Annotated in this window: 20 protein-coding genes; 15 read left to right on the top strand and 5 right to left on the bottom strand. The window is 63.5% G+C overall.

Going from position 1 to position 21,647, the window contains the following annotated elements:
• Positions 1-116: 116 nt before the first annotated feature.
• The 5 genes from LVJ94_39660 to LVJ94_39640 all read left to right on the top strand — a co-directional run bounded on the left by LVJ94_39660 (position 117) and on the right by LVJ94_39640 (position 6,540).
• Positions 117-2,849: an L-tyrosine/L-tryptophan isonitrile synthase family protein gene (locus LVJ94_39660; GenBank protein WXB03013.1), complete on the top strand. Its 2,733-nt coding sequence runs from the start codon at positions 117-119 to the stop codon at positions 2,847-2,849.
• 9 nt (positions 2,850-2,858) lie between these two features.
• Positions 2,859-4,022, top strand: coding sequence for an MFS transporter (locus LVJ94_39655; protein WXB03012.1), 1,164 nt, complete (start codon positions 2,859-2,861; stop codon positions 4,020-4,022).
• Between the two features lie 17 nt (positions 4,023-4,039).
• Positions 4,040-5,230: a hypothetical protein gene (locus LVJ94_39650; GenBank protein ID WXB03011.1), complete on the top strand. Its 1,191-nt coding sequence runs from the start codon at positions 4,040-4,042 to the stop codon at positions 5,228-5,230.
• Between the two features lie 104 nt (positions 5,231-5,334).
• Entirely contained in the window at positions 5,335-5,589 is a 255-nt protein-coding gene (locus LVJ94_39645) for a hypothetical protein (protein ID WXB03010.1), read from the top strand.
• A gap of 30 nt (positions 5,590-5,619) precedes the next feature.
• Positions 5,620-6,540, top strand: coding sequence for an acyl-CoA dehydrogenase family protein (locus tag LVJ94_39640; protein ID WXB03009.1), 921 nt, complete (start codon positions 5,620-5,622; stop codon positions 6,538-6,540).
• A gap of 34 nt (positions 6,541-6,574) precedes the next feature.
• Here LVJ94_39640 and LVJ94_39635 read toward each other — a convergent pair whose 3' ends face one another.
• The gene (locus LVJ94_39635; GenBank protein WXB03008.1) at positions 6,575-8,053 is read right to left on the bottom strand and encodes a HEAT repeat domain-containing protein; all 1,479 of its coding nucleotides are present in this window, start codon (positions 8,051-8,053) and stop codon (positions 6,575-6,577) included.
• Between the two features lie 228 nt (positions 8,054-8,281).
• Here LVJ94_39635 and LVJ94_39630 point away from each other — a divergent pair, with 228 nt between their 5' ends.
• From LVJ94_39630 to LVJ94_39600, 7 genes are all read left to right on the top strand, one after another.
• Positions 8,282-8,488 carry a hypothetical protein gene (locus LVJ94_39630; protein WXB03007.1) on the top strand — a complete coding sequence of 69 codons (207 nt, stop codon included), beginning with the start codon at positions 8,282-8,284 and terminating at the stop codon, positions 8,486-8,488.
• 19 nt (positions 8,489-8,507) lie between these two features.
• Positions 8,508-9,044, top strand: coding sequence for a DUF3558 domain-containing protein (locus tag LVJ94_39625; protein WXB03006.1), 537 nt, complete (start codon positions 8,508-8,510; stop codon positions 9,042-9,044).
• An 84-nt stretch (positions 9,045-9,128) separates the two neighbouring features.
• Positions 9,129-10,673 (top strand): SDR family oxidoreductase, encoded by a 1,545-nt coding sequence (locus tag LVJ94_39620; protein WXB03005.1) that lies wholly within the window; start codon positions 9,129-9,131, stop codon positions 10,671-10,673.
• Positions 10,674-10,802: 129 nt separating this feature from the next.
• Positions 10,803-11,414 carry a hypothetical protein gene (locus LVJ94_39615; protein WXB03004.1) on the top strand — a complete coding sequence of 204 codons (612 nt, stop codon included), beginning with the start codon at positions 10,803-10,805 and terminating at the stop codon, positions 11,412-11,414.
• Between the two features lie 160 nt (positions 11,415-11,574).
• The gene (locus tag LVJ94_39610) at positions 11,575-13,209 is read left to right on the top strand and encodes an ABC transporter substrate-binding protein (protein ID WXB03003.1); all 1,635 of its coding nucleotides are present in this window, start codon (positions 11,575-11,577) and stop codon (positions 13,207-13,209) included.
• 81 nt (positions 13,210-13,290) lie between these two features.
• On the top strand, positions 13,291-14,115 hold the full coding sequence (locus LVJ94_39605; GenBank protein ID WXB03002.1) for a class I SAM-dependent methyltransferase: 825 nt from the start codon (positions 13,291-13,293) through the stop codon (positions 14,113-14,115).
• Positions 14,116-15,064: 949 nt separating this feature from the next.
• Positions 15,065-16,402, top strand: coding sequence for a hypothetical protein (locus LVJ94_39600; GenBank protein ID WXB03001.1), 1,338 nt, complete (start codon positions 15,065-15,067; stop codon positions 16,400-16,402).
• Here the strand turns inward: LVJ94_39600 and LVJ94_39595 are convergent.
• On the bottom strand, positions 16,362-16,853 hold the full coding sequence (locus tag LVJ94_39595; protein ID WXB03000.1) for a DoxX family protein: 492 nt from the start codon (positions 16,851-16,853) through the stop codon (positions 16,362-16,364). The genes LVJ94_39600 and LVJ94_39595 overlap by 41 nt on opposite strands.
• 125 nt (positions 16,854-16,978) lie before the next feature.
• On the opposite strand from LVJ94_39595, the gene LVJ94_39590 reads away from it, so the two are divergent.
• Positions 16,979-17,734: a GntR family transcriptional regulator gene (locus tag LVJ94_39590; GenBank protein ID WXB02999.1), complete on the top strand. Its 756-nt coding sequence runs from the start codon at positions 16,979-16,981 to the stop codon at positions 17,732-17,734.
• Between the two features lie 126 nt (positions 17,735-17,860).
• Positions 17,861-18,289: a biopolymer transporter ExbD gene (locus LVJ94_39585; GenBank protein WXB02998.1), complete on the top strand. Its 429-nt coding sequence runs from the start codon at positions 17,861-17,863 to the stop codon at positions 18,287-18,289.
• A gap of 8 nt (positions 18,290-18,297) precedes the next feature.
• Here LVJ94_39585 and LVJ94_39580 read toward each other — a convergent pair whose 3' ends face one another.
• From LVJ94_39580 to LVJ94_39570, 3 genes are read right to left on the bottom strand one after another with little or no spacing between them, the layout of a single operon-like run.
• On the bottom strand, positions 18,298-19,524 hold the full coding sequence (locus LVJ94_39580; GenBank protein ID WXB02997.1) for a hypothetical protein: 1,227 nt from the start codon (positions 19,522-19,524) through the stop codon (positions 18,298-18,300).
• Complete coding sequence (locus LVJ94_39575; GenBank protein WXB02996.1) at positions 19,521-20,567, bottom strand: MvdD family ATP-grasp ribosomal peptide maturase; 1,047 nt, start codon at positions 20,565-20,567, stop codon at positions 19,521-19,523. Before LVJ94_39575 ends, LVJ94_39580 begins: the two co-directional genes overlap by 4 nt.
• A 19-nt stretch (positions 20,568-20,586) precedes the next feature.
• Positions 20,587-20,748, bottom strand: a complete 162-nt coding sequence (locus LVJ94_39570; protein WXB02995.1) for a hypothetical protein — start codon at positions 20,746-20,748, stop codon at positions 20,587-20,589.
• Positions 20,749-20,964: 216 nt separating this feature from the next.
• Here LVJ94_39570 and LVJ94_39565 point away from each other — a divergent pair, with 216 nt between their 5' ends.
• Positions 20,965-21,624 (top strand): MarR family winged helix-turn-helix transcriptional regulator, encoded by a 660-nt coding sequence (locus LVJ94_39565; protein WXB02994.1) that lies wholly within the window; start codon positions 20,965-20,967, stop codon positions 21,622-21,624.
• The last annotated feature ends 23 nt before the right edge of the window (positions 21,625-21,647 follow it).

The raw sequence follows: 21,647 nt of genomic DNA, 5'->3' as shown, positions 1-21,647 counted from the left end.
GATGATGGATCAGGTCCACGCGATTTTTCTTCGTGTGCGCTCAAATGAAGTTCGTTCCGCTTTCGTAGAGTCATGATGAAGGGCACCGCGCGGGCTTTGCGTGCCCTTTGTCGACCATGATCGAATCGAATGCGCCGGATTCGTCGACCGCGTTGACGGTCGAAGTTCATCGCCCCATTTCATCGAACGACGTCGATGACGATGGCCTGTCCAAGCGCCGGACACTGCGGTCTCTGCAGGAGCTTCTGATCTCCGATCCGACGCTGCGGATGCATTGTGCCATGCTGCTGCCTCTCGGCTCGCCGTGGCCATGGCATCCGCTGCATCCGGGTGGCACGCGTGCGGTCACCTTGGACGCATGGCCGAAGACCCGTGCACCGGAGGTGGACGAATGGCGCCATTTCGTCGACTATTTCGTGCGCCCCTTCGTGAAGAGCACCCGGGTGGCGTTGGAACGATACGGCGTAGCGCTTTGCCATGAGGGCCCGCTCGCGTTCGAAATGGCGCCCGATGGACGTGCTACCGGCCGACTCGTCGTTGGCGTCACCGCGGAGGCGCCTCGCAGTCGGACCTTTCGAGGCCCCGAGTCCCTCGACGCCGTGCGCAGGGGCCTCGCGAGTCTCGGCGAGGCATTTCGTCGCGCCGCGGGTTGTCGCCGGCCGGAGTTCGACATCGATCGAGCCGTTCTTCAGGCGGCGGCGCGGGAGCTGCGCTTTCTCGATCCGCAGGCCGCCAAGGCGCTGTCGGCGGACCCTGTCGTGCGCGGTCTCGTGCACACGATTCTTCCGGCGCAGGATGCGCTCTTGCGCGCCGTCGTGCAGCGGGTGGAAGACCTTGCACGAAAGCGCTCCGCGGATCGGTCGCTGCCCAAACCTGCGGTGATCATCGATCTCGATCTGTGCGCGTTGATGCCGCGCACGCGTACACTGCTTGCGGCCAGGCAGGTTGCGGAATGGCTCGACCCCGAGCGGCTCGACCCGCTGCCGGTGCACCACGAGGCCGGTTGGCTCGATTTTCTCGCGCACCATCGGCTGCCGCAGAAGTACCCGGACGTCGATTGGGGCGGACTTCGTGCCCGCTTCGAAATGGCCTATTATCGGCCCTGGGAGAACCTTCGCTCGGACGAGCCCACACCGGGTATCGCCCAGTTCGCCCACGACATCGTCCAAGCGGGGGGCGAGGTCGTGTTCAGCACGGGGCGCCGGGACCGTGTGCGCGAGCAGACCGAATACGTGCTCGCGCGCGCCGGGATCGTTCACGCCACCCTGTTGACGATGCCGGATGACCGAACCCGCCCGGTGGCCGAGCTAAAGGTCGAGCAGGTGCGTGCCTTGTCGGGGCTCGAGGTGGTGGCGTTCTTCGACGACCTCGCGGCCAACAGGGCGGCCATGGTGGCGGCATTTCCGACGGCCACCGTGGTGGCTGCACGTGCCCCGGGCTTTGCCGGCGAGCCCGTCACCGACGACGCTCCCCAGATTGCCACTTTCGAAACGGCGCCGCGCGTCCACACCCCGATGCGTGGCGTGGTTCCTGCGCCGCTCGATGCGCAGACCATCGCCAAGCTCGCGCTCGCCGAACTCGATGCGCCGCCGGTGGCTGCCGATCATGCGGTCCATCTCTCGCTCGAGCAATCGCGCGCCATCGTAGACCGGCTGGTGGCGCGGGCGGAGCTCGATGCGGAGCGGAACGCAGCGGCCGCGCTTGCGGCGCTGCAGGTCGGGCCGGTGCCTGCGAGCGACGTCGAGCGCACCGTGCGCCTGCTTCACCACGTGCTGACGCGCAAACAATTCTGCAAAGGCCCGCGGGGTCATTACCCCATCGAGTCGGCCATGCGCGACATGGGCCCGCACATCGAGCGGCATTTGCCCGTGCATATCGTGATCTTGGGATTCCCCATCAAGCATTGCGAAAGCGCGCTGAAGGCATTTGGACCCTTGCCCGACGTTGCGGAGCTCGGTGCTCTGGTGCGTTTGCGCGAACTCGAACTCTCCGTTCAACGCCTGTTCGAGCCAGGCCTTCGACTCACGGTGCTGACCGACGGACAGCACTACCGGCCGCGTTCCGAGGCGAGGGTGGCGGCGTACCTGAATGGGCTGCACGCATACCTCGATTGGGTCGGCGCGGAGCGCATCGCGTTTCGCGACATCGACGACCTCGCGGAAGCGACCTTCGGGCCGGGAACCCGTGCGCGCCGGCAGGAGGTGATCCGGCAGGAGGAACATCGCCTGCGCGCCGCCCTCGAAGGGCTTTCGGTGGACCACGATCCGCTGAGAACGCTCCGCGTGGCCGCCGCGCGCCATGCCGATTCGGAACATCTGACGTTTCAGGAACTGTTTCTGTCCCTCGTGCACTCGGTTCCGATTCCGCCCCCGCCGTCGGGCATGACTCCGCTCGCGTGGTCCAAGGCCCTCTACGAGGACTTATTCAACTTGGAACGCGACGGCCTGCGTGACGCCCGGCGCACGCTGCTCACGACGGCCTGGGAACACAGCATCCGCTACATGGCGTCGGTGCGGGCCAACGCGCTGCTTCGATATTACGGTGAACCGTTCGACGTGCGCGTGCGCATGGGGGTCGTACCCCGAGCGGGGCGCCTTGGGATCTCCCTCCTCGGCGGCTCCACACTGCTTCCATGGCACGGTACCGGCTGTGTGGACGCACGCGGCTACGTATCTACCGAATTCGCCATTTCGCTGCTCGATCAGGGATTCGTCCCGGTGCACTCGCCCCTTTTGAAGGGGCAACCCTGGATGATGGTGCCCATTACGGCCACACGGGTGCCGGCTCCCGGCCGCCCCGCGGAATTGGTGCCGTCCTTCGTTGAGAGCATTCGGTTGCGGAGGAAGTGATCTCCTTCGATGAACACGACCGCCGCCCACCCCGTGCCCCTCCTTACCCGTCCGTTTGCATTGGCATGGGTAGCCTATTTCTTTCACGCGCTTTCGTTTCAGCTCCATCTGCACGTGCCGGGCTATCTCCATGCGCGCGGTGCCAGCGAATTCGACATCGGCTTGATTTATGCCGTGAGCGCGGCGTTCGCCATTGTGGTCAAACCGTTTTTCGGACGCCGCATCGATGCGGTGGGACCGCGACCGGTTCTCCTCGTTGGCGGCGTGTTGGCCACGATGAGCACGTGCGGGTACATGCTGGCGCAAGGCCATGGCCTTCGTTGGATCTACCCGTTGCGCATGCTCCAGACGATTGCCATTCAGGTACTCGTCACCTCGTTCTATGCGTATGCCGCCCATCATCTGCCGGAGCGGCGCCGCATTCAGGGGATTGGCCTCTTCGGCGTGGCGGGGATTCTCCCGATAGGTCTTGCGGGACTGCTCGGTGAAGTCTTGCTGCGCCTGCGCCCCGACTACACGTTGCTCTTTGCGACCTCCACCGGGCTTGCGATGCTCGCGTGGGCCATTTCCGCGACGCTCACCGCCGCGGCACCCGTAGGCGACGGGCCGCCGCGGCGCTTCTCGGCAGCCATCTGGCAGCGGGAACTCCTCCCGCTGTGGTTCGCGAGCTTGCTTTGCGCCATCATCGCGGCCATTTATTTCACGTTTCTAAAGACGTTCGTTCAAACCACCGGCATCGGTTCGGTGGCGATCTTCTTTTCGATGTACACGACGATGTCGATCATCGTGCGGGTGCTGGGGGGTGGACTGCCCGAACGCATGGGCCCCAAGCGCGTCCTCTTCATGGGAATGGCGTGGATGGCCGTGGGCCTCTTCCTGCTCGGGCAAGCATCGAGCGGATATGGAATCGCGGCCGCGGGGATCGCGTGTGGCCTCGGGCAGGGGTACGGGCTTCCCGTTCTATTGGGGCTCGTGGTCGCACGCGCGGACCCACGGGCACGCGGTTCCGCGCTGGCGATTTTTACGTCGTTCTACGATATCGGAACGATCGTGGCGGGGCCCCTCTTCGGGTTGGTGGTTCGCACCACCAACTATGCCGTGATGTTTCGGATGGCGGCCGTCCTCATGCTCATTGGAATAGGGCTGTTCGCCCGATTGGACCGCCGACATTGACCTCGAGGAGAAATCTCATGTCCCGTTGCATGCCTTTGGATCGCGCCATTTTGGCCCGGGCGGTCGCCGACAGCGTGGTGGTGGCCTCCGATCCCGACGTCAAGACGGCCAATCGGACGTATTGGGAACGCTCGCAACCGTGGACGCTCTCGGTGGTGGATGCCATTCGGAAGCACCCCGATGCGACGATTCGATCGCGCGGTGAAAACCTGTTCGCGGAGCCAACCGCCCCGGTACCGTATTTCGATTTGAAAACCGCTTTGCTCGAAAGCGCGTCGAGCGAGCCGACGCAGGCTCTGTTCGAGAAGGCATGGCAAGCCGAGTGCATGTCGCGCGTTGGCTATCACCTCGGTGCGAAGTACGAGCCTCAGGTTCCCGCCGTATCCGCCGCGGAACTGCAAAACGCCTCGCCGCGGCCGGTTGGCGGGGGTCGGTCGCCCATGGTCACCGTCGTCATCCCTTTTCGGGATAGGGATACGCAAGGGGTGCGCTTGCGAAATCTATTCGCCTGCCTTCTCGCCTTGCAGGATCAATCGATTCCCCGCCACGACTACCGCGTGCTCGTCATCGAGTCGGACGAAAGCGCCCGCTGGCGGGACACCGTCCAGCCATACGTCGACCAATACCTGTTCGCGCCGAAGGCGGGACCCTTCAATCGCTCGTGGGCCATCAACGTGGCGGTGACGAACGCCGCCGAAGACTCCGAGTTGCTCTGCATTCTGGACGGCGATGTCCTCGTCGATCGCGACTACATGGCGCGGAACATTGCCCGCTTGCAACGCCCGGGGACCGGCGCCCACCTCACGTACCGGGACATGTCGTGCCTCGACGAGGCTTCCAGCTCGGCGGCCATTCGCCAACGCCTCCACGGCGGCGCGCCCGACGTGGACGTCGACCGGTTGCGCGCATTTCAAATCCGGCGGCCGCCGAGCTGCTCTTTGTGGCTTAGGACCGAGGCGTTCCGTCGCATCCATGGCTTCGACGAACGGTACGAAGGCTGGGGCGGTGAGGACAACGACTTCTTCTTCCGCCTGCATTTGGCCGTGCCCTTCGATACGTTCGACGACTGGCTCTTGCACTTGCATCACCCGCCAGCGGCCACCGTGATGGCCGGGGCTCAAAAGGTCAACGCCCGTATTCCATGGTGCTCGTGGCGTCCCGAGGGGCCCATCGGGCAACGGGATCGATTCGTCGACGAATCGGTCTAGGGGCGCGAGAATGCGAGTGCCGAAACCGAGGGTATACTTCAAGCATGCACGACATGCGAAAAGGTAGATGTCCCCTCTGCGCTCACAACGAGATCGTGCGGGCGATGCCGAAGGCAGTCGACGACAGCGACGACGCCGGCTCGTACGTGCTCACCGCCACGCACGCTCGGACCGAGCAGCTGTCCGGAATGGTCTTTGGCATGCGGCCACCCGTGGTCTTCGGCATCATCGAAGCCTACATTTGTCGTCGCTGCGGGTTCGTTCAGTCCTTCGCCCGCGAGCCGGAAAAGATCCCCATCGGCGAAAAGTACGAGACCACCCTCGTCCGCGGCCCCAAGGACGGTAACCCCTACCGCTGATCGCGCGCGCCAATCGCCAATAGGTAAATCATGATTACTCTTCTTCACTATTTGCTCACCTCGCCTGCGATCGGCGAGATTGATTCCATCGATGCGCTCCGCATCCGCGCTCGCGAGGTTGCCGCGACATTTTCCGTGCCATTCGACCGCGCCGTGGTGACCGCGTTTGCGTGCGATCGGATCGGCTTTGCGTTTGCGGCGGGGTACCAGGCTGCCTTGCACACGCTGGTGCCGGCACTTCCTAGGGATCTTGCGGTGTCGCTCTGTGCCACGGAGGACGGCGGCGCGCATCCGCGCGCCATTGCGACGCGGCTCGATGCGGAGGGTGGGGGCTTCGTGCTCCGCGGAAGGAAGCGGTGGTCGACGTTCGCGCCCGCGGCCGATGCGCTCCTCGTCGTCGCGTCGGTCGGCGTGGACGATGGTGGCAAGAATAGGCTTCGCCTGGTGCGTGTCGATTCGAAAGCCGACGGCGTTCGCATCGAGCCCATGCCGCCTCCGCCGTTTGCACCGGAGATCCCGCATGCCGAGGTGACGCTCGACGGGGTGAGCGTTCGCGGTGAGGATGTCCTCGAGGGCGATGGCTACGATCGCTACCTAAAGCCGTTTCGCACCATCGAGGATCTTCACGTGTTCGGCGCATTGATCGCACACGTCTGCGGCCTTGCTCGTGCGCTGTCGTGGCCGCGCGATATCGTCGAGGAGCTCACGGCGTCCATCGTCACGCTTCGCGCGTTGGCATTCGGCGATCCCACGTCGCCGGAGATCCATATCGCGCTCGGCGGTGCGCTCACGCATACTCGGTCGCTCCTCGAGCGGGTCACCCCGCTCTTCGACACCGCACCCGTCGAGACGCGGGAACGATGGGCGCGCGATCGCGCGCTCCTCGGCGTCGCGAGGACCGCGCGCGGTCGGCGGCTCGAGGCGGCGTGGGCGGCGCTCAGCCGCGCCTGATGCGATGCCCCCTCGTGACCGATCGACTCCATGTTCACGGAGGAAGCTCGTCGCCCCGTTTCAGTGCCTGGAGCGCGCTCGAAAGCTTTTCCTTGGACCAACCATTCTCCAGAGCGACCGCAGCCTCCAGCGCCGGGATGGCACTCCGCGCGTGGAACGCGACCAAGGCATTGGCCGCGGCAATGCGCGCGTGAGGATTGTCATGCTTCAATTGTGGGAGCAAATCAGGAATGGCCTCTTTGGCATCGAGCTTCACCAGCGCGCGTGACGCATGTTCGACGTCCCAGAGCTCCTTTCGGCGAAGCAAGGCACGGATGGCGGGAATGCTCGTCTTGTCACGGACATCCGCCAGCGTGTCCATCGTGTAGCCGCGCACCTGGTACACGCGAGAGTCGAGAAGCTTACGCAACTTGGGAATGGCGCGGACGCCCGCACTCTTGGCCAAGCCGCGCACGGAGTTCGAAATGGAATCACTGTCCATGGGCGGTGCGCCCGTCATCAGTGCAGGCTCGAGAATGTCGAACGTCTCCTCCGTACCTCTCTCGGCAACGCGGTACACGATCTCGAACCACGTTTGGGTATCCGTAAGGAGCGCACGGATCTTCGCCAGGTCGGCCGCGCCGTTTTCCGCATACGCGCGGAGCGCATACCGCCGAACCTCGGGATCGGGATCGCCGAACAATGTCTCGAGGAGCTCGCACGCCTGCGGTGACCCGATGCTGCCGAGGCCCTTGGCGGCGTCTTCTCGAGCCTTCGCATCCGGGGAGCGCGCGAACACCGCCAGTTGCTCCAGATCCTGGGATTGCGCCGTTTGGCCGAGCGCGCGCAGTCCTGCACCGCGGAGCTGTTCGTCCGAGGACGATATCGCGATGCTCGCAAAGCGATGCGCATCGGGGCGCTTGTCTTCGGCCAGCAAACTCACCGCCTGCGCGCGAACCGCAAAGGTGAGGTGCTCATCGCTTGCGACGCGCACGAGATACGGTCCGCGTCGCTTGTCCTTCTCGTCGGGAAGCATGGCGGCAAAGGCCCTCAGCGCGACGGACTCCTCTTGGCCAACGCAGCCAGACAACGTGTCCACGGGCGTCGCGTCCGCGAGCAGCGTGTACACGTGCTCGCTGTCTGCCGGCATTCGGACCGCGATGTACTCGGCCATGTATCCACGCACGACGGGACTCTGGTGCATGAGCAGAGCGAGTCGCTCCTTCGACGACGCATCTGCGACCATCTTGCGGTACGCGAGCCACGATTTGCTCGTGCTCCCGCCGTAGCCAACTGCGCGGCTCTCGATCGAGTGGCGTGCCGCGAGCTGGTCCACGTCGCCCCGAACGATGGGATCGGTGATGAGCTTCTCGGTCGGAAGAAAGACGTTGGGATACGGCATGGGCGACGCCTTGTCGATTTCCCCGTCCGAGCGAAATTCGATGTGCCTCACGGACTTTTCGAGCGCCGGGGGCTCCTTGTCCCCGCAGTTCACGAGCATGGCCACGGAGATCCCGACCCAACGTATTCTCATCTGCCGACCTCTCTATCGCGAGTAGCGAGAGAATCCACACGATGGCATCGGCGGCACTCATTGTCGAGAGAGCTTCGTCGTGAGCGAAAGTTGCGCATGCGTTGCGCACGAATTGCCCAACTAGGACGGCCTAGCGTTTCGACAGAGCAGCGCCACCGCCGTGCCGCGCGCGAGGGAACGCTTCTTCCCCGGGACCAAGCCCGTGGCTCGAACTTCGATGTCGATTCCATGACGAATCCAATCGCCCATGGTGGGAGAACCTTCGACGCATGTTCCGATCCCGGTGTGCAGGCCATCGTGATTCGTGACGGACCGCGTGTGGAGCCCGACGCCTTCGGCGCGATCGACCGCGCCACGAACGACCCCCTGGTGACGGCCCTGATGGCGGGCTGTGGCCGCGGAGGAACCCGAACGGGTGCGCTCGGAACGCAATAACGTGGTACCTTCCTCCGCCATGGATTCTCGTCTCGTTGAGCTCAAGCAGCTGTGCGTGGTGGGTGTCGTGGCCATGGCGGTCCTGGGCGGCTGCAGTGGGTGCGGAAAGAAGAGCGACAAATCCGAGGGCGCGTCGTCTGGCGGGCCGGTGGCCTCCGCGACCTCGTCGGTCACCGTGGGTCAGCCGGGCCTCCCGGATGTCTGCAAGATGTTCACGAACGAAGAGATGGCGGCCCTGATCGGCGGCAAGATCACGAGCTCGCGCGCCGGCGAGAAATCGACGGCCCTGCAGCCCGAGTGCGACTGGCTTGGCGCCAACGAGGGCATCTCCGTGAGCATCAGCCTCACCCCTGCGCTCAACACATCGACGCTCGAAGGCTACGAGCCCGTCGCGGGCATCGGCGAAGCCGCGACCGAAAACCACGGCATTTTGACCGTGCTCTATCGCGGGACCGAAATCACCGTGATCCACGGAGGCACCGGCCAAGTGGAGACGCAGAAGAAGATCGCCGCCAAGGTCATCGAAGCCATCGACAAGAAACGCCAGGCTCACTGAACATTCGACGGCGAGCCGAGCGCGAGATCCATCACTTACGCACGTGCGGGGTGGCCGGATGCGGTCTACAGTGCGCGCCGCCGCATGTCCGATATTTCTCAGGAAGAGCTCGCTCGTACGATTGCCGTTCTCGAATCCCTCGTCGAGAACCGAATCCAACTCGCCACCATTCCAGAGGAGCAGCGCGTCGCGCTTCTCATGGCCGCGGGTCGGCTCTCGCGGCCGCACCGGCACGAGGCGGTGAAACTCTCGAAGGCGTTCCGGCGCGTTCAGCGAAAGGCAAACCAGAGCGCCGATCGCGATGCGCGCGGGGCCACCGAGATTCGCGCGGCGCGGCGTGCCGACGTGTTCACGGCGCCGCCTCGGATCCTCCCTGGGCCCTCGGCCGCGCCGCCCCGTGAGCTGAACAAGCCGCGCGCGTGCTACGTGTGCAAGACCGAGTTCACGCGGCTGCACTTCTTCTACGACTCGATGTGCGAGGCGTGCGCCGAGTTCAACTACGAGAAGCGCTTTCAGACCGCGCCGCTCGCTGGACGGGTCGCGCTCATCACGGGGGCGCGCGTGAAGATTGGGTACCAGGCCGCGCTGAAGATGCTGCGCGCCGGCGCCCGGGTCTTCGTCACCACGCGCTTTCCGCACGATGCGGCGCAGCGGTACGCGCGCGAGCCCGACTTCGCGCAGTTCTCCAGTCGGCTGCACGTGCACGGCTTGGATTTGCGTCACTGCCCGAGCGTCGAGCTGTTCACGCGCTACCTCGAGCAGACATGCGATCGGCTCGATTTTCTGGTGAACAACGCTGCCCAGACCGTGCGGCGCCCCGCCAACTATTACGCGCACCTGCTCGATCTCGAGCTGCGCGCCGAGCGCGATCTGCCCGATGAGATGCGCAAGGTCCTTCGGGGTCACGAGGCGTGCAAGAGCGCGATGAGCGTCTCCGAAGTCGGCGCGATCGATGCGCTGGGGCAGGGCGGCACCGTCTCGGGCGGCCTCGCGGTGTGGAACGACGGCGCGCCGGGTGTGGGCATCCGCTCGTCGGCGCTGCTCTCCCAAATGCCATGTACCTACGAGGATGGCATCACGTCGACCGAGATTTTCCCCGTCGGAGCCATGGACGCCGACCTGCAGCAGGTCGATCTCCGGACGATGAACAGTTGGCGCGCGACCCTCGCCGACGTGCTGACCACCGAGATGCTCGAGGTGAACCTGATCAACGCCGTCGCGCCGTTCATCCTGTGCAGCAAGCTCAAGCCGCTCATGATGCGTCAGCCGACGGGCGATCGGCACATCGTGAACGTGTCGGCCATGGAGGGCGTCTTTTCGCGCGGCACCAAGACGGACAAGCACCCGCACACGAACATGGCCAAGGCCGCGCTCAACATGATGACGCTTACCTCGGCACCCGACTACGCGAAGAGCGGCATCTTCATGAACGCAGTCGATACCGGCTGGGTGACGGACGAGGATCCCGCGCAGATCTCGCAGCGAAAGCAGGAGATGCACGACTTCCAGCCGCCGCTCGACATCGTGGACGGTGCCGCGCGCATCTGCGATCCGTTTTTCTCCGATTTGAATACGGGTGTTCGCGTGTTCGGCAAATTCCTAAAGGACTATCGGCCTTCCACCTGGTGAGGCCATCAGTTTAGCGGTGCGCGTCCGAATGTAAAATAAATGACAAGGTGGCCAATGTGCCTTGGAGGCAAACTCCGTTGCCTGCAAACGGGCTCGATCGCGCGTGAGCGGCGCACTAGACCGTCGTGCATGCGATTCATGGTCAATTCAGGATCCGTATTGCTCATGGGACTCGGGCTGATGGGGTGCGGGGGGCCGCCGACGGACGAAACCTCGCAGGAGGAGCTGTCGCTGCAGGCCGACGCCGGCCCGGTCAAAACGTCCCTCAATACAGTGTCTTGCCAGTTCCGCGTCTCGAACACGCAGTCGTTCCCGGTCGATCTCGAGAAGACAGAGGTGGGACCGTTGGAGAGGGGAACGATCCATTGGTCCGCCACGTTGACCGACGAGGCGGGGGCGACGACGGTGGCTCGCGTCGATCACGAAATCGATGGCCCGAATGCGGACGGGAGTCGTCGTCTCCCAGCGCGGGCCACCGCACGCATTCGGAATCCATTCGATGGGCAAGAATTCTTTCGCGACGACGCGACAGGGGAATTGCAATGGCCTGACTCGATTCTCGTCAACGACGAAACCGGCAGCCTTCGAGCCTCCGCGGGCAAACCGGGCCCCAGTCTGGTCGAAGGGACGTTCTTCATCGTGTTGATCCCGAACAAGACGGGCCATCGCTGGTTCCAGGACGGCAAGGAAGTCAAGTACGTCAATTACACCTGCTCTCGGCGCCGCCTCAACGACAACTGACCTTGCCGGAGCTGAGCCACGAGTGCGGCTCGCTCTCGCCACGACGGAACCCGCCAGGCACGGCGTGGTTCGGACATGCGACCTTCCGTGCGACCCAGTGGAGCACGTCGGCGGTGACAGTTGCCCCCGCGGCCCGTGACGTCCGAGTTAGAGTGCGCGAATGATTCGTACTTCCGCTGCGGTCCAATTGGGGTCGTTGAAAAGGAAGCTTCTGACCGGCGCGCTCGCGGTGACCGCTTTCGCCGCGAGCAGCGCATGCATCTCCATCCTGGGGGTCGACGACCTGCCGGCGATGAGGACGGACGCGTCCACGAGCGATGCGGCCACGAGCGACGCGACGGACTTCGCCTGTGGAGGAAACGCCGACTGCTTCGAGCGGTATGGGGAAAATTGGATATGCCGGCCTTCGAGTCAACGTTGCGTGAACCTCGTGTCGACCGAGTGTCCGCGCGTTATCGGCAATAGTCGCGACAACAATGCAGTCATCTTCGGGTCGATTCTTCCGCTCATGCCCCCCTATGTGCGTGCGGGTCAATCGATGGTCCACGGCATTGAACTAGGCATTCTGGATTTCGAACTGGCCGGGCGTCTTCCTCCGGTGCCCGGGAAGTTCGGTCTACGGCCCATCGTGGTCGTCTCGTGCATGGAGGACTGGATGGACCAAAGTGTTTCACTGCGGGCGGCACGGCATTTGGTCGACGACGTCGGCGTGCCCGCCATCATCGGCCCGGGCTCGAGCCCGAACTTGTCGAAGGTGGCTACCGATGTTGCTATTCCTCGAGGAGTGCTGTTGGTCTCGCCTTACTCCACGAGCCGCAGCCTGACGCAGCTTCCCGACGACGGCTTGGTCTGGAGAACCGCCCCATCCGCAGCCGTCATGACGAATGGGCTCGTCGCGCTCATGCCGTTGGTGGAGCAAGAGTCGAAGTCCCATTCGGCCGATACGGCCATCAACGTGGCCGTCGTGAGCGCGGTAGGCTCGTACGAGCAAGGTCTTGCAAATGCACTCATACCTCGTTTGACTTTCAACGGCGCACCGGCCAGCGATCACACCAATTCGAAACACTATACTCGTATCAATCATGAATATGGCAGTCGAGACATATCGGCCACGATTGCAGGTCTATTGTCCTTCAAGCCGCACGTTGCTTTCGTGCTCGCAATGCCCGGCGAAGTCCAACGTATCATCACGGAGGTGGAAAAAGGGTGGCCGTCCTCTCTCGCCTATCGTCCGCTCTATCTGCTGGCCGATGAAAATGAAAAGGCGACGATATCGTCCGGTTTGGCGGGATTGAGCCGGGATTCGCAAAAGAGGATTCTGGGGACCAAAGTCGGAGGGGCTGGGGACACGTTCGCCGCGTTCGTTTCGGCATACCTCGCCAGAATCCATGATGGCACGTTACCTGACGACTCTTTTGCGGCGAATGCATACGACGCCCTGTACAACTTGGCCTATTCCACCGTTGCTCTCGGCGCCGAACCGCTCACCGGCCGGGGCCTTGCGCGTGGGTTTGCGAAACAAATCTCCGGGAGCATGATTCCAGCGGGGCCGGGCAATATCAGCGCAGCGTTGGAACGCCTTCTCGCGGGAGAAACGTTCGATTACGACGGAGCGTCCGGGCCGTTGGATTTCGACGTTGCGACGGGGGAGGCACCGGCCAACGTTCCACTCTGGTGCGTCGGGAGCGGGGACGGTTCCACGGTGGATGTGCGCACGAGCTCCGTTCATTACAGCGCCAAACTTGGCAAACTGACCGGGTCCCTCGCGGAAATTCGGGCCACGTGCAACCCGTAGCGCGGAGGGCCGTGGCACGGTGGAGCTTGATGGCGCTGGGAATCGAAGGTACGGCTTTCGTCGGCGAGAAGGTCGCAACCCATGTCCGACACCGACAAAGCTTTCTCTGGGTCGATTCCCGCTCTCTACGAGAGCCACCTGGTTCCGCTCATCTTCCAACCCTACGCGAATGATTTGGCGACCCGACTGAAGCCGCGGGCGCCCAAACGGCTGCTCGAGGTGGCCGCGGGTACCGGCGTTTTGACCCGGGCCTTGGCCCACGCGTTGGACGAGAATACCGCCATCGTCGCCACGGACTTGAATCAGGCCATGCTCGATCATGCTCGCGCGGTGGGCGCGAAGCCAAACGTCGAGTGGCGCCAAGCGGATGCGATGCAACTCCCTTTTGGAGACGGAGCGTTCGACGCCGTCGTGTGCCAGTTTGGTGCGATGTTCTTCCCCGACAGGGCGCACGCCTACGCCGAGGCTCGCCGGGTCCTCCGCCCGGGTGGACTCTTCGCATTCAGCGTATGGGATCGCATCGAGGAGAACGAGTTTTGCGAAGTCGTCACGACCGCGCTCGAGTCCATCTTTCCCGACGACCCGCCGCGCTTTCTTGCGCGCACCCCTCATGGCTACCATGACCGTGCGCTCATCGAGCGCGACCTCAGGGCCGGCGGCTTCGTGGAAGCCGTGCAGATCGAGACGATCGCAGCACGCAGCCGCGCGGAGTCTCCATCCATCCCCGCGATCGCCTACTGTCAGGGAACGCCGCTGCGGAATGAAATCGAGGCGCGCAATCCGACGCGGCTCGCGGAAGCGACCGACATCGTCGCGGCGGCCATCGCGAAACGATTCGGCACGGGAGCGGTCGACGGCAAGATTCAGGCGCACGTCGTCACGGTTTGCAAAGACCGCGGCACTTGAGTCGCGTCGGTGATGCGGCGAAGATCAGCGAGAATTCACCGGGTTCGAGGTGACGAGGGGCATGCCCCGACGATAGTCTTGGCAGACCATGGGACTAACGCGTTGCCCCAAACATGGAGACCAGGGACTGTTCCTTGGTTGCCTTCACGTGATTGCCGGGGTCGAATCGGACGCTTTCCCGCCTCATTACCGCCGCTTCGACTTCACTTGGTACGATGAGGAAGATCCGAACCTCGTTACCTTCTCGTTTTGGTTCTGCGACTCGTGCGCCGGTGAGTGCGGCCTGCCTAGCAAGACGCGAGACGAGGACGAAGTCCGTAGACTCGAGCATGCGGCGGGCGCTCGCAGTCGCGCGGCTTGTTGTGAGTGCGCCCGTGAGTTGTTGCGCCGATTTCCCCCCGTGGCCGCTCCTGAACTCTTGCGAAGCCACATATGACTTAGCGCGCCGTGGGCGCGTACGCAGAGGAGCTGTCATGTCGGCAAGCAAAGATCACCTCACTCGATTGCGGACGTAGGCCTCGAACACTCACGCGTCGTGCGCAGCTCAATCGCTTGCTAGGCTTTCATTAGAAACGGCTACTCCTTTGAGCGGCTTGTCGCACGCGATTGGCGTCACGTCGTCAGGGGGCCGCCCCGGGCGCTGAAGAGGACGGGAGGGGGCGGGGCCGGTCGCGGCGCTTTGTGGGGGAAAGCCGACCTCATGGGCGCAGATTGCGATGGATCGGAGGCACCTTCGGGCCGCTCTTGCGACATATGTATACATGTCACTGTGACGGCTCGTGCTTGGCGCTCGCTAACCCCTCGTCCCTCACGAGACCCGGTTCGTCGTAAACTCTGAACGGTTCGCGAACCCACGTTGGCCTCTCGTGGATTGTCCGCGCAAAGAATTGGGCATGCGCGCCTTTTGCTGCCCTGTTGGGGCACATGGTGGGCGAAGGGAAACGTCGACGTGAGGGGCCACCGCTCGCTCGCGCAGACCGTTCTCCTCGTCTTGCCGTTCCAGATCATCTTTCGCGCGGGCGAGGCGCTGTGGCCTCTGCTGCTCGCGTTTTGGTTCGGCCGGAACCATGGGACGGACGTCTACTACCTCGCGTGGGCGGCGTTTTCCTTCGTCGGCTCGCTCGTCTTTTCGGCGCATCAGGATTCGGCGCTCGTCCCCATTCTTGCGGAGGAGCGGCTGCGGCGGCCAAAGGAGGTCCCACGCCTCCTGGGCTCGGTGCTTGCGCATACGTGCGTGCTGGGTGGCGTCCTCTCGGCGTTCGTGGCCGCGGCCGCGTTCGTCTTCTTCACTCTGAAGTACGAGGGGGCCGATCGCGTGCTCGCCAACGCGATGATCTTGCCGTTCGTGCTTTATCTCGTCGTGCTCTCCGTGCGGACGTTCTTCGCGACGTTGCTTGCGACGGAACATCATTTCGTGATTCAACCCGTGGCAAGCGGACTCGGGATGATGGTCGCGATCGCCGTGCTCCTGCGGGGCCATGCGCTCGTCGGCATTGGACTCGTGCCCATTGCCTCCTTGGCGGGCGAGCTGGTGAGTCTCGCCGTCCTTGCGTGGTTTGCACTGCGCGTCGCAAAGGTGAAACTCGTCCTCAATTTGTCGCGCACGCCCGCACTCCTGGCCATTGCGCAGCTCATGGTGGCCGCCGTTGGCGGCGGCGCGATTACGCGCATCAATCCCGTCGTCGACCAGCTCATGGCCGCACTCACGACCATCGCAGGGGCTGGGACGATGCTTCGCTACTCGGGCGATCTCTCCAGCGTCCCCACGTCGCTCCTGCAAGCGGCTCTCTTGCCGGTTCTTCTCGCGCGCCTTTCGGATCAATTTGCGAAAGGCGAGCACCTGCACGCACGACGCACCGTGATCCGCACGCTCATCGTCGTATGCAGTCTCCTGGCCGCAGCCAGCGTGCTGCTGTACGCCGTGCGTGAGCCGCTGGTTCGGTTCGTGTTCCTCCGTGGCGCGATGGACGAAGAAGGCGCGGCGCGGATTGCGGCCATTCTCCCGTACCATCTCATCGGGCTCGCGCCCTTCGGCGCCCTGCTCGTTCTTGCGCGCGCGCACATGGCCGCGCAGAACAGGGCCGTGTTCCTTCGCGCTGGTATCTTCAATGCGATTAGCAACGTGGTGTTCAACGTCTTGCTGCTCCGGGCCATCGGTCTCGAAGGCCTCGCCTTGGCCACATCGTGCATGCAAGCCGCCGTCGCCGTCTTCCTATGGGTCCGCTTTATCGACAAACTCGACACACCTACCGCCGGTCCGCGAGGCGTCGTCGCAACCAGCCCGTGATGGACAGCGGCCCCTCGCCGCCGAGCACCAGCGCGGCGAGGGCGGCTAAATAGAGCAAATTCGTCTCGTATCCCGGCTCGCCGAAGTGCGCGCCCGCCGCCGTGACGGATTGGAGCTTGATCGCGCTAAAGCCGTAAGGCAGATGCACGGTGAAGATGGCGACGAGCATGACCACGGCCATCGGTAGGCTCGCAAGGGGGATGGCGTACCCGACGAGCACTGCAAGCCCTCCAAGAAGCTCCACGGCAACCGTGGCCCATGCCAACACCGTGGGCGCGGGAGTCCCCATCGCGGCCAAGAGTTGCGCGAACATCTCCGGGCCGCGCGTCAACTTTGCATAGCCATGCGCCATGAAGCCGTAGCCGACGATCAGGCGCAGTGGGAGCGCGTACCAAAGCGGCGAGCGCGGCGCTACGACTCGGAGATAGCGATCGACGAATTTGGGAGTCATGGACGCCAGTACGCGGCCGCGGGCCGTCGGTTTCATGGTCGAGACATCATGACGTCATGATGTCTCGGTCTTCGTGAAATGAGCGCCGATTTGACCCGGAGACATCATGACGTCATGATGTGTTCGTGAGAGACAAGCCACCGAACCGCGCCCCGCTCTACGCACAGATCGAAGACGCCCTTGCAACGAGCATGGCGAACGGTACGTTGCCGCAAGGAAGCCAGCTTCCGCCGGAAGACAGTCTCATCGCGCAGTTCAACGTGAGTCGCACCACGGTTCGGCAAGCGATTCAAAATCTCGCGAATCGAGGTCAGGTCGAAATTCGGCGCGGCAAGGGGACCTTCGTCGCAAAGTCGAAGATCACGCAGGAGCTTACGCACCTCACGGGCTTCGTCGAGGATATGCAGGCCCAAGGCCGTCGACCTTCCGCGCGCGTCCTACAAAAAGAGGTCGTCACTGCGAGCAAACGCGTCGCCAAATATCTAGACTTGGCGGAGGGCGCGCGCGTGGTGCGGATCCGTCGGGTGCGCCTCGCCGATGGCATTCCGGTCTCGCTCGATGAAACTTACCTCCCTCATGCCGTCGGCAAGAAGGTGCTGTCGAACGACCTTGAGAAAGAGCCCATTTTCGCGTTGCTCGAGCAAAAATACGGAACACCTCTCGTCGAAGCCGAGTACATGCTCGAAGCCGTGGTCGCAGAGCCGGACGTCGCGAAGGCTCTCGGGATCAAACCAAAGAGCGCCATCTTTCTCATCGAGCGCATCGTCTACAGCCGAGGACATCGTCCCGTCGACTACGAAAAGCTCTATTACCGCGGCGATCAAATCCGATTCACCACGCGCCTCGCGCGCCAGACGTTCGCCGCGCGAAGCACGACATGAGCGAGAATTGACGAGGGCCACCCGCCGCACGCGTTACGAAATTTACGTTGCGGAGGCCCATTGCCGACGTTATCCCAGCAAGAGCCGATTCTAACGACGCTATTGCAAGGGGAAAGGGGTGGCGCCATGAAACACGGGCCGATCCAGATCAACGAGCCGGTTCGAGCGAACAGCGATATCAATATTACGCCGCTGGTCGATATCGTACTCGTGCTCTTGATCATTTTCATGGTGGTCACACCGCTGCTCGAGAAGGACATCTTGGTGCGTGTCCCCAGCGTTCAGACGGACCCGCCGGACCAGGTACCGCCACCCGATCAAATCGTCGTTCACGTGAAAGGCAGCGGAAAGCTCGACATCAACGTGCGCGAAGTCGAGGAGAACGACTACATCGCGGAGTTGAAGAAGCGACTGGACCCGCGGCAAGAGAGCGAGCGGGTCGTCTTCTTCGTTGCCGAAGAGAAGGTGAACTACGGGCGCCTCGTATGGGCCGTGGACTCGGCGAAGATGGCCGGAGCCCAGACCATCGGGATCGCCACCGACGCGGTGCAGTAGGAGCCAGGTTAGACGAGCAGGCCGTGGAATCCGAGCGGCACGTATTCCAGTACGATGTGGCTCGATTGATGACCGGCAGGCAGTGCGCGTCGGTAATGTGTCAGTTCGCGGCCGTGGTAGAAGACCGCGTCTCCGATGCGCAGATCGGCGTGTGCGGGGGGCTGGCCGCCGGCTCGGTCGAACGAAAAGCTCAGTGGCCAGCCGGTTTCCGCGGCGGGCTCGGGATGGTAATCGAGCTGCAGCGAAATACTGAGTTCCGCCTGCGGGCGATCTTTGTGCGGTAACAGCTCGGCGCCGTCGACGTACGAGAAGAAGTACGAAAAACTTGGTTGGACCGGCTGTCCAACCACGGCCGACATGATGCCGGTGAGGCGCGCATGCACGAACCGAGCGATGGTGTCATTGTAGCTCGAGAACCGTGACGCGTTTTGCCGATCGCCGCGCGCGAGCAACCCGGCCTGGAGCACCGCGGCGTAATAGCGGCGAAGCGCGCGCAGCTCGGGCGCGGAAAGGAGATCGCGCACGATGGTGTGCCGCTCGGAGGCGAAGGCCGCGCGATGCTGGGCGAAGGACTCGAGCGGATCCGCCGGGCTCCGATCGCGCGAAACGAGTGCGCCCGCCGACGCCAGGCTACGGGCGAGCAAGGGCGGAAGCGGCGGCGGTGCCCGACCAGGTACGAGCTCGGCCAAGATGGCCGCGGCCGCGGGATCGACCCAAAAAGGGGAGACCAAGGCGCTCGGAACGCCGACCCAGAATGCAGGGCCTGACGCGAAGCCGTGCAATCGGCCTTCCTGTTCGTCGTAATCGGCGGGCCAGCGCACGTGGGGATGCAGGCCGAACTCGGGTTGGAAGAGGAACGTATCCGCGACCACCCACGCATCGTCACGCGCCAATTTGGCGGGTACGTCGTCGAGTGGCACCTCGAAGCGTGGCCAGTCGACGATCTCTTCGTCGCGCACCAGAAACCCGATATCCACGAGTGCCGCCACCACGGGGGAATGGGAATCGAGATCGATTTCGCCGCCGCGTTCCACCAAGATCGAAAAAAATTGGAACAGTGCCGGGTCGGTTGCGCGTGTGAGATCGCGAACCACCAGCCCGCGTCCTCGCACGGGGTTCTTGACGCAGATCGTTTGGATGCGATCCACGTCGATCGGATGCGCCTTTGGCTGGGGATGAACGTGGATGTCCACGAACGGGTTCATCATCAACGGTGAATTCGGGTCATCCATCATGCGTTTTCGTCCGGAACACGGCGTGCGCTCGGGTCCACCAGGACGTCGGCGATCGCTCCGGCAATGGTTTCCGTGTGGCTTGGACCTAAAAATGCGAATGACGCCGAGGGGTTGAGCTCGAGGAAGACGTGGCGGCCCTCTTGGGTCACGATGAGATCCACGGCCCCGTAGTTCAACCCGAAGCGGTCGAGCATCTTCAGCAGCTTCGCACCGATCCCGTCGGGCAGCTCGTACGCGGACCACCTCGGGATCCTGTCGAGCGTATAGGCCTGGCGACGCCAATCCAGATTGTTGCCGCCCCGCGCGCCAGCCTCCGCGGCGACGCTGAAAATGCGATTTCCAACGATGGTGACACGCACGTCGAATCGATTCTCGATTCGTTCCTGGAAGATCATCGGACAAAGCTCGAGTCCGTCGAGGTTTTCCAGAGCATCGGCGGTCATCTCGGTGGTGAAGAACACGGAGCGCTCGGCGTCGTCCACCGGGCCCGTGGGGACTTCCTGGAGCAGTGCCTTGGTGACCATCGACCCGCACTGTTTCGCGAATGCGCGAACGGCCGCGGCATCGTTGGTGATGAGCGTCTTGGGCACGTCGAGGCCGAGCCTTTGCGCCACCCCGAGTTGATGCGGCTTGTTGTCGGCACGGCTCTTCTTCCAAAAGGGATCGAGCTGGAAGACCTGCAAGTTTTCCAGGAAGCCGACGATCGCGATCTCCGAGGCTGCCACGCACGTCTCGCGCACGCCGGGCTCCATCGCGGGCAGTCCCGCGCCCACGAAGATGCCTTGCCAAACGGACAAGATGGGCTCGCTCTCGAGGGGGCCGCGCGCCCAATTCGTGCGCGATGCCCCCTCGCGGTCGTACTCGATCGAAAGGAACTCCTCATTTGGAAACCGAGTCGGATCGAGCAACAACGCATCCACGTTCCAGCGATCGCGCAATGCTGCGACGACCGCTGGAATTTCCGTGGCCTCCCCGCGAACACAAAGCAGGACATAGCCACGACCACCGACGGGGGTACGAAGATTCGGATCGAAGGCCGTCATGGCCGCGTCCTTTCCTCAGTTACTGGCCGATGGGCCCGCCCGTGGGCACCGCGCCCGAGTGGATGCCCGCCTTGATCTTGATTTGATAACGGCGGAACAACGGCTTGACGATAGAGGGCTGGCTCCCCGTTTCGACGGTCTCCGGCTTCTCGGTCTCGACGATCTCTTGATTCGATTTCATGACAATGCTCCTTCCCCCCCCAACGTGATTGCACATAGTATCGCCATCGTCTCAGAGCAAGTGGTCTGCGTGCAAGTTGCTATATATAAAATTGTATTTATCGTCGCACGCGACACATCGAATTATTCCAAAAGCGAATCGCGCCAAAATCGAGGCGCTCACGCCAATCTCCCTGACCTCCTTGACAACTTAGGAGTCCTAAGTTACATCCATGGCATGACTGGGAAGCGCCTGCCGTATTTCGAGGAACATACCGAGCCGCTGCCCGCGCGCATTGCCACTGGTCTGCACAAAATCGGGCTCGCGATGAAGCAGCAAGCTTGGCTGCAGGCGAATCAAGAAGGGCTATCGGCCACCCAAGGGCAGATTCTCGCGGCGCTCGTCGCGCATGGCCCGCTCACCGGCTCGGAGCTGAGCGAGCGCCTTGGGATTACACTCCCGACCATCAGCGATTCGGTGCGCGTGCTCGTCGAAAAGACGCTGGTCACGAAATCGAAGGATCCTCGTCATCCACGCGCCAGCCTGCTCACCCCGACCAAGAAGGGGGCCATGTTGGGGGCCCGTGCGCGCTCCTGGCCGGAGTTTTTGGCCGCGTCGGTGAATGACCTGGCGCCCGAGGAACAGCGCGCGTTCTTTTCCGGCGTCATGAAGATGATCCGCACCTTGCAAGAGCAAGGGCTCGTCCCCGTGGGCGGTATGTGTGTAACATGCACGTATTTTCGCCCGAACGTCCGCACGGGGGCATCGCCGCATCACTGCGCCTTCGTGGACGCGCCGTTGGCGAACGAGCAACTGCGCCTCGATTGCCCCGAGCACGGGCTCGCCGCCGAGAGGGCGCGACGCGAGATCTGGGACCAGTTCATGCGACCCGGCTGAGCGACCTCCGCGAACACCCCATA

It is taken from the genome of Sorangiineae bacterium MSr11367, assembly GCA_037157805.1.
Taxonomy (GTDB): domain Bacteria; phylum Myxococcota_A; class Polyangia; order Polyangiales; family Polyangiaceae; genus Pendulispora; species Pendulispora rubella.
The sequence above is the reverse complement of the archived record's forward strand: the minus strand, read 5'-3'. Positions and strand labels throughout refer to the sequence as shown.